We start from the raw sequence: 8,134 nt of genomic DNA, 5'->3' as shown, positions 1-8,134 counted from the left end.
CTACTGCTCCAGAAATAGTCGGTTGAAAAAACAGAGAAAACAATTGCAGATGCACCAATTTTATTAATGTGACAATGTCAAGTTAATGCAAAATCTTTTTCTGAAAAACCATATCTGCTTGCACTTTATGTTAAAATGCGGTAGACTTAGGTATCATTACATAATGATTGTTCACAATGACCATCCAGCAAGCCATAGACCGCTATCTCAAACAAATCAAGCGCAGCAAAAGCCAGCATACGGCCGCCACCTACGGGCAGGGGTTACGCGCGTTTGCCGATTGTATGTTCGGCGCAGATGATCCCATCAACTTTGCCGAGGCCGACATCAGCGCGCTTTCGCCGCATTGGCTTGAAACTTTTCTGAATCAACTCCAAAAACAGGCGGTTTCCACCGAACATCTTTACACCACTGCGGTGGCCGGATTCTACCATTATGTGGCCGCCCAGGAATGGGCCGAAGTGAACCTTTCGACCCTGGACTTTGAAATGAGCCAGCGGCGCAGCCAAGGTAAAAGGCTGCACATCTTTCCCGAAGGGGATGTGGAGAAAGTATTGGCTTATATCCAAAAAGAAGTGCTGCGTCCCTCCAAAAGCCACGCCCAAAAATTGACGCTCTATCGAGACACCGCCCTGCTCATCACCCTGGCCGATACCGGCCTGCGCGTTTCCGAGGCCTGCGGCTTGCGGCGCGGCCATTTGGATTGGGAGCGGCGCCGGGCCGTCATCATCGGCAAAGGGGACAAACAGGCCATTGTCCGCTTTTCTCAACGGGCGTTGCAAGCCATTGAAACCTACCTGGCCGCGCGCCGCCCGCTCGATCTCACGCAAGGCCGCCAGGATATTCTGCCCCTTTTTGCCCGGCACGATAAAAAAGCCGGTAAGCGGGTGCTGCCTATCTCCACCCGCACCGCCGAAAATATTGTGGCCCAATACGTGGTGAGAGCCTTGGGCGAAGAAGCGCAGGGCACCATTACGCCCCATACCTTTCGCCATTATTTTGTCACCCGGGCGGCGCGTCATCAAGACATTTTACTGGCCAAGCACCTGGCCCGCCACGAAAGTATCAACACCACCTCCGGCTATACCCATTTGACCGAAACGGAAATTGATGAGGCTTACGCTGCGGTTTTTAACGCCAATGATGACGAGAACAAAAAGAACAGCCGCCATTTTCAGGAGCAACTATCATGAAACAATATCTAAAATTTATTGCGCCGCAATTTATTGCGCCGCTCATCCTGATTATTGTTTTACTGGCCGCCTGCGAAATACCGCGTCCCGCCGGCGCTCCCGGCGACCTTTCTACCGAAATACCTGTTCCCGGCTCCCCGCCCCCCTTGCCCCCGGCCACCGATACCCCCATCCCGGCAGAAAGCGTTACCCCGCCCACTATCAGCGAAATATCGCCGGAAGTATTCCCCGCCCCGGTTGAGCCTGACCTGCCGCCAAAATCAGGCCAAATTATGGTCAAATTGGTCCCGCAGGCAGCTCTGCAAGCCCGCGACGCGCAGGTGGGCAGTGACGGCATTGTGGCCGCCGGCGTGCCCCCCCTTGACGAAACCCTCAAACAAATTGGGGCCACCGGCCTGGAACCGGTGATTCAACCGGTGGCCGACGGCACGGGGGATAGCCTGGAGAATCTTTCCCTGCGGGTTTCGCAGGATGTTAATCAACTCTATGTGGTCAACTATGACCCGCAGATACCTCCTCAAGACGCGGCAGCCATCATGCAGCAAGACCCCTCCGTGGAATATGCCGAACCCAACTTCATTGCCGGCATCACCGGAAAGCCTTCCGGCATCACCGGCAGGCCGGCTTACATACCCGCCCCCTTTACGCCCAACGACCCCTATTTTTCCTACCAATGGCACATGCAAGAAATTCAAGCGCCCGCAGCCTGGGACCAGGCCACCGGCCAAAACGTCATTGTGGCGGTGGTGGATACCGGCATTGACTTTGGCGCGCCCGACCTGCAAAATACCGGGCGCCGGTCCGGCTATGATTTTGTTAATAACGACGCCGACCCCACCGACGACCAGGGGCACGGCACGCATGTGGCCGGCACCATTGCCCAAAGCACCAACAACGGCGTGGGCGTGGCCGGGGTAGCCTTTAACACCACCTTGCTGCCGGTAAAAGTGCTAGACTCTAGCGGGCAAGGCAGCTACGAGAAAATTATCCAGGGCATTATCTATGCCACCGACCAGGGGGCTAAAGTAATCAACATGAGCCTGGCCGGGCGAAACGGCTCGCAAGCCCTGCAAGATGCCGTTAAGTACGCCCACGACCGGGGCGTCTTTGTGGTAGTCGCCGCCGGTAACAGCAATGGCTCTGTCGCCTTTCCCGCTGCTTACGATGATTATGTAGTGGCCGTGGGGGCCGTGCGCTTTGATAAAACCCGCGCCCCTTACAGCAACTTTGGACCGCAAATTGACCTGGTCGCTCCCGGCGGAGACACCGGCGTGGACCAAAACCAGGATGGCTACGCCGACGGCGTATTGCAACAAACCTTCAAGCGAGTGGGCGGCGGTTATACCTATCTCTTCTTTGAAGGCACCTCCATGGCCTCGCCCCACGTGGCCGGAGTGGCCGCCTTGATGCTTTCTAAAAAACCAAACGCCTCGCCGCAAGAACTGGAAACGCTTATGGCCAACACGGCCCGTAACCTGGGCGATCCCAACCAGTATGGGGCCGGCTTAATTCAAGCTGCGGCTGCTTTGAACGCCATTGGCGGCCCGGTGGAGCCGCCCACCGATACGCCCACGCCTACCCCGCTTCCGCCAATCATCACCGATACGCCCACGCCCACTCCGCTTCCGCCGGTTATTACCGATACCCCCACGCCTACCCCGCTTCCGCCAATCATCACCGATACGCCCACGCCCACCCCTACATCTCCGGTAGTGACGCCCCCCACCGACACCCCCACTCCCATGCCCTTGCCGCCAGGCGAGCTACTGACCAACGGCGGCTTTGAAACCGACGAAGGCTGGGTTTTTGGCGATACGCCCATCCGGGGCGGTTACGAAACAAACGTGGTATTGAGCGGTAATCGTTCTATCCGCCTGGGCGCTCTCAGTGGACGCAACGTATTCAGCTTCAGTTCTATCTGGCAGCGGGTCACCATTCCCGCCGAAGCAAGCCAGGCCGTGCTCACGGCCAATGTTTACCCCATTACGCAAGATTCTTGCGGGGTTAACCTGCAATACATTGCCCTGCTGAACAGCAATTTCCGCCTTACCCGCAATCTTTCAATTGGTTTAAGCAATAGCCAAACCTGGGAACAGCGCACCTACGACATTTCCGATCTGCGCGGCCAGACAATTTACGTCTACTTCAGTGTGCTCAATCGCGGTTGCTCCGGCCTAACGGCGATGTACGTTGACGATGTTTCGCTCCGCTGGGGACAGTAGTCGTTAGTTGAGCGTAGGGTTAGCAGCAAGATGGCATTGTTGAGGCGTCAAGTATAGCCAACTAAAAGGGGGTATACTACACCCAGTCAATACAGATTGACATTCTTTTCTCCTCCTTGTGAAAAGCCGGGTAGTGGCAGCCCGGCTTTTTGTTTTTACGCGGCCAAAAGAACCGGCCTGCCGTTGGGTTGCTTTAACTTGTGCATGTGGGGGGGGTAAGGTAGAATTCAGAATGATGGGCGAGTTTCGCCTGGACGAGTTTCGCCTGGGCGAGTTTCGCCTGGGCGAGTTTCGCCTGGGCGAGTTTCGCCTGGGCGAGTTTCGCCTGGGCGAGTTTCGCCTGGACGAGTTTCGCCTGGGCGAGTTTCGCCTGGACGAGTTTTGCCTGGACGAATCTTGCCTGAGTGACTTCTGTCCTCAACCCTCACAGAAAGAATTGCGACACATTGGTCACCCAACAGGAAATAGAAGAGTGGCTGCAAGAAGGCATCATTGCCGCTAAAAATCAACAATACGAACAGGCCCGCTTCCGGCTGCTGGATGTGGTTGAGCAAGATCAGACCAACGAAACCGCCTGGTTCTGGCTATACCGGGTCTTCGACCGTCACGACGATAAACGCATTTGCCTGGAAAATCTCATCATCATTAATCCGGGCAACGAATGGGCCAAGCAGGAATTGTACAATTACCTGGAGCCTGCCGAATTGGCCAGATACCAGGCTCAAACCGCTCCCCCTACGGCCCAAACTTCCAAAAAAACAAAAACCGCGCCCGGCCGGCCGGTCACTCTAAAACTGGTGGCTGCTTTTTGGATTGGTATTTCGATTATCTTTCTGAGTGGTGGTATAATTGCTTCTGGGGAATGGCTCATCTCGGGTTTCAGAACCCGATCCTTTCCTCATTATATTACCGCCCTGCAAGCATTTGAATTGCTGGTGGCCATTATATTTATTGTGATCGGCATTATTGGCCTGATTGTAGCCACCGGACTTTTTACGCAATCAATAGCCGGCCTTTATGGCAGTTTGCTGCTGGCCTTGGGGTTGCTGTTGTTTGGTCCAACCATCAGCCTGATTGCCGATCCGCCCAATTATTTGACCCTGGTTTGCACCGGCGGCATCGCCGGGATGATTGTGTTATTGACCCTGGCCAGTTATCCCGGATTTAATGAAACCCAACAAGCCAATGACCCATCTTTGGAGTGAATCTTCTACCCAGACCCAAGATAAACCCGGCTCGCCTCCCTGGCTGCTTACGCTTGACGCAATTGACGGCGCCGATTTACCCCTGGTTGGCGGCAAAGCATTTCGCCTGGCGCTGCTCCGGCAGCGCAACCTGAAGGTGCCCCCGGGCCTGGTGCTGACGACCGCTTTTTTTGAAACCCAACTCAAACGCGCCCACTTAATTCCCCTGTGGGCCGGCTCGCCCGACATCGCCGTTACCCCCGAAGCCCTGAGCTGGCTGGCCGACGCCCTCAAAACTAAACCACTGCACAAAGAACTGACCGCGGCGCTCAATAAACAACTCAATGCTCTTTTTGGCCCAGAAACACATCATTTTGCCGTCCGTTCATCCGCCATTGACGAAGACCAACGGGACCACACCTTTGCCGGGATTCATCTGACCGAGTTGGGCGTGCCACGCAGCGCCCTGCCCATTGCCATTACCCGCTGCTGGGCTTCGGCCTTGAGCAAAGCGGCCATTGAGTACCGGCAGGCGCACGGAATGTCCATTCAGAGCATCCGCCTGGCGGTGTTGATTCAGCCCATGCTCAACCCCACCTGCGCTGGCGTGGGTTTCACCATCAACCCGTTGACCGGCAGCCGCGACGAAATCATTATCGAAGCCACCTGGGGCCTGGGCGAAGCCCTGGTCAGCAGTCACGTTCAACCTTATTTTTATAGGCTGGCCAACCAACCGGCCAATTATCCCCTGCTTGAGCAACGCGCCGGTAATGTCCCACCCCCCGCCGGCCAGGAACAACGCGCCCAAACCGGGCCGCTTTTGGAAACAGAACTGGCCGAGCTGGCCGCCCAGCTTGAGAAAATCCATGCCTTGATCGGCGAGGCCCAAGATATAGAATGGGCCAGGCAGGATGATGCCTTTTTTATTTTGCAAACCCGGCCGGTGGCGCTGCCGCCCCAACCGGCGCAAAGGCTGGATTGGGTGTGGACCCGCGGCAGTCACCCGGAATTTCTGCCGGAACTACCTTCGCCCCTTTTTAGCTCGCTCCTGGAGCGCAGCCAAAACCAGGCCATTGCCTTTTTGCAAGAAACCGGCCTGGCGGTAGACGGTCTTGGCCCGTATGTCAAAATAATCTTGGGCCGGCCTTACCTTAACCTGACGTTCCTGAAAAGGATCATTGCCCAGGTAGGCATATCGCCGGGCAGCCTGCTTTTCACCATTGGGCACACCGAGCCGGGCGGCGCAGGCGGCCCCTTGTCCATTGACTGGGAAACCGCCTGGAACACCCGCCGCATTTACGGGCGGCTGCTAAAGCGCGTGTTTGGAGCCGCCCGCGCGCTGAAAAAATATCAAAGCCTGATTGATAAAATCAGCGCTATTTTGAATAACTCTGATCTGGACGCGCCGGCGGCCGGCTTGGTCAATCAATTCCGCCGCCACGAGCAAATCTACAGTGAGCTGTTCAACACCAACCTGAGATTGGCTATTGCCATCTCGGCCACCACCGCGCTTGCCAGCAGCCTGGTTGCCCCCTTCACGCAAACCCCGGCCATTTTTATCACTACCCTGGCCTTAAAAAGGGTCCGCACGGTTGACGGCGAATTGAACCAGGCCCTGCTACAATTGGGCCTGCTGGCTCAGCGGGATGAACAAACCCGGCAATACCTGGCCAACGCGCCGGATGATTTTAATGATTATCTTGACTGCCCGGTTTCCGCCGAATTCAAAGAGGGTTTTACCAAGCTTGTGGCCAAATACGGGCAGCGCGCCACTTATGAGGCCGATATGAGCTGGCCGCGCTACCGGGATAACCCGGCCTTGTTGTTGCGCATCATCCGCCAATACGCGCAAAGTGAATATTTAACCGGCGCCGACCCTACCCTTGATCCCGACACAAACTTGTCAAACGGCACGGATACGATGAGCTGGACTCAATTGGCCGCGCAGGCCAGAGGACTCAACCGCTTCCTCCCCTGGCGACGCTGGCTGGCTGCGCCTTTGGTCAATTTGCTGGGCCGCCTGCTGGCCATGCGGGATGAGTCGAACAGCGCCAGGGCCAAAGCAATGGCGGCTTGCCGCCAATGGGATTTGGCGTTGGGGCAAAAGTGGGTGGCCCAGGGATGGCTAGCCCAACCCGAAGACATCTTCTGGCTGACCCTGGCCGAGGTGGAGCGCACGCTGATGGTTGAAGGCGATATGGGCATTACCCTCTCTTCAATTGTGCAGGCCAGAAAAGAAACCTACCAAACTTACGCCGAAACGCCTATGCCGTACAGTCTGTCAGAGTCGCAAATTGCCACCATTCAACCGGGTGTTGGCCTTTCGTCTGAAACGGCTTCAGACGTGATGGTGGGGCTGCCCATCAGCCCGGGCCAGGCGCGGGGAACAATTGTGGTGCTGGACAAGCCGGATGAGTTCAAACCATCAACCACCGCTACCATTTTAGTGTTGCCTTCCACCGACCCGGCCTGGTTGCCCCTTTTGCGGTTGGCCTCCGGCCTGATTGTGGAAATGGGTGGCCTGCTCTCGCACGGTTCGGTTATTGCGCGGGAGTACGGCCTGCCCGCCGTAGCCAACATCCCCGATGCCACCAAACGCTTCCGCAACAACGACGTGGTGCTGGTAGACGGCAGCACCGGCGTGGTGCAGCTTTTGGAAACAACGCAAGTCACTTTTGAATCAAATCAAAAAGCCGGGTAGCCTCATGCTACCCGGCCATTTCATTGTAACGCCCACCTAACTCCAAATCTGAACCAAGGAGTCTGCCAAATCAATCCAACCGTTGTTAGAACGTGTTTCTTAAATACATCGGCATGTCATTTCGAGGAACGTAGCGATGAGAAATCTCCTTCAGACGGATGTTATAAGGAGATTTCTCGGCCTGACGGCCTCGAAATGACATTTAAGAAACACGCTCTTAAGCAACTGCTTATATTCTCTACTTGATCTATCTCATCCATTTTCCTTAAGATTATGGGCCCCAATATGCACTCCCAATGCGGTCAAGGCAGAAATTAAGCCGGTCTGCAAGTCGCTCAAGGTCTGGACACCACTCCAGTCAATGCCCAAGTCTACAATGGCCTCGGCCACAGCGTCGGAAATGCCGGTAATGATCGTTCGGGCGCCTTTGAGCCGGGCAGCCTGAATGGTTTTGTTGAGGTGATTCACAATCCCTGTGTCCATAACCCCCACCCCGGTAACGTCCAAAATGACCACTTTGGCCCGGTGCTGGTTGATACCCGCCAGCAACGTGCGGGTAATATCCCTGGCCCGCAGACTGTCAATACTGCCGACGAGGGGCATTACGATAATCCGATCCATCACCGGAATAATGGGGGTGGATAATTCCAGGATGGCCCGTTTCTGGGCTTCGATGACCTCCTGTTGTAGCCGGTCCCGCTCGGCCTCCGCCTGTTTGCGCTGAGCCAGGAGGCTCTTCTGATGAAAGTTCTGCACCGCTAATTTCGATAATTGTTTGGTGAACAAATATATGGTTTGGGCCAACTGCTCGAACCGTTCGCGAGACATCCGGGT

General features: G+C 55.9%; 6 protein-coding genes. 4 read left to right on the top strand and 2 right to left on the bottom strand.

What is annotated here, in order from left to right:
* Positions 1-176: 176 nt before the first annotated feature.
* Positions 177-1,193 (top strand): tyrosine-type recombinase/integrase, encoded by a 1,017-nt coding sequence (locus tag JW953_16900; protein MBN1994379.1) that lies wholly within the window; start codon positions 177-179, stop codon positions 1,191-1,193.
* Positions 1,190-3,415, top strand: a complete 2,226-nt coding sequence (locus JW953_16895) for a S8 family serine peptidase (protein MBN1994378.1) — start codon at positions 1,190-1,192, stop codon at positions 3,413-3,415. Before JW953_16900 ends, JW953_16895 begins: the two co-directional genes overlap by 4 nt.
* A gap of 193 nt (positions 3,416-3,608) precedes the next feature.
* On the opposite strand, the gene JW953_16890 is transcribed toward JW953_16895, so the two are convergent.
* A complete protein-coding gene (locus JW953_16890; protein MBN1994377.1) occupies positions 3,609-3,836 on the bottom strand; it encodes a pentapeptide repeat-containing protein in 228 nt (75 codons plus the stop codon).
* Positions 3,837-3,861: 25 nt separating this feature from the next.
* On the opposite strand from JW953_16890, the gene JW953_16885 reads away from it, so the two are divergent.
* Both JW953_16885 and JW953_16880 read left to right on the top strand, forming a co-directional pair.
* Positions 3,862-4,620, top strand: a complete 759-nt coding sequence (locus tag JW953_16885) for a hypothetical protein (protein ID MBN1994376.1) — start codon at positions 3,862-3,864, stop codon at positions 4,618-4,620.
* Positions 4,601-7,300 carry a hypothetical protein gene (locus tag JW953_16880; protein MBN1994375.1) on the top strand — a complete coding sequence of 900 codons (2,700 nt, stop codon included), beginning with the start codon at positions 4,601-4,603 and terminating at the stop codon, positions 7,298-7,300. Before JW953_16885 ends, JW953_16880 begins: the two co-directional genes overlap by 20 nt.
* A gap of 252 nt (positions 7,301-7,552) precedes the next feature.
* On the opposite strand, the gene JW953_16875 is transcribed toward JW953_16880, so the two are convergent.
* Positions 7,553-8,134 (bottom strand): STAS domain-containing protein (locus JW953_16875; GenBank protein MBN1994374.1); only part of this gene is annotated, 582 nt, incomplete at its 5' end.

This window comes from Anaerolineae bacterium, from assembly GCA_016931895.1.
In the GTDB taxonomy this organism is placed as follows: domain Bacteria; phylum Chloroflexota; class Anaerolineae; order 4572-78; family J111; genus JAFGNV01.
The sequence above is the reverse complement of the archived record's forward strand: the minus strand, read 5'-3'. Positions and strand labels throughout refer to the sequence as shown.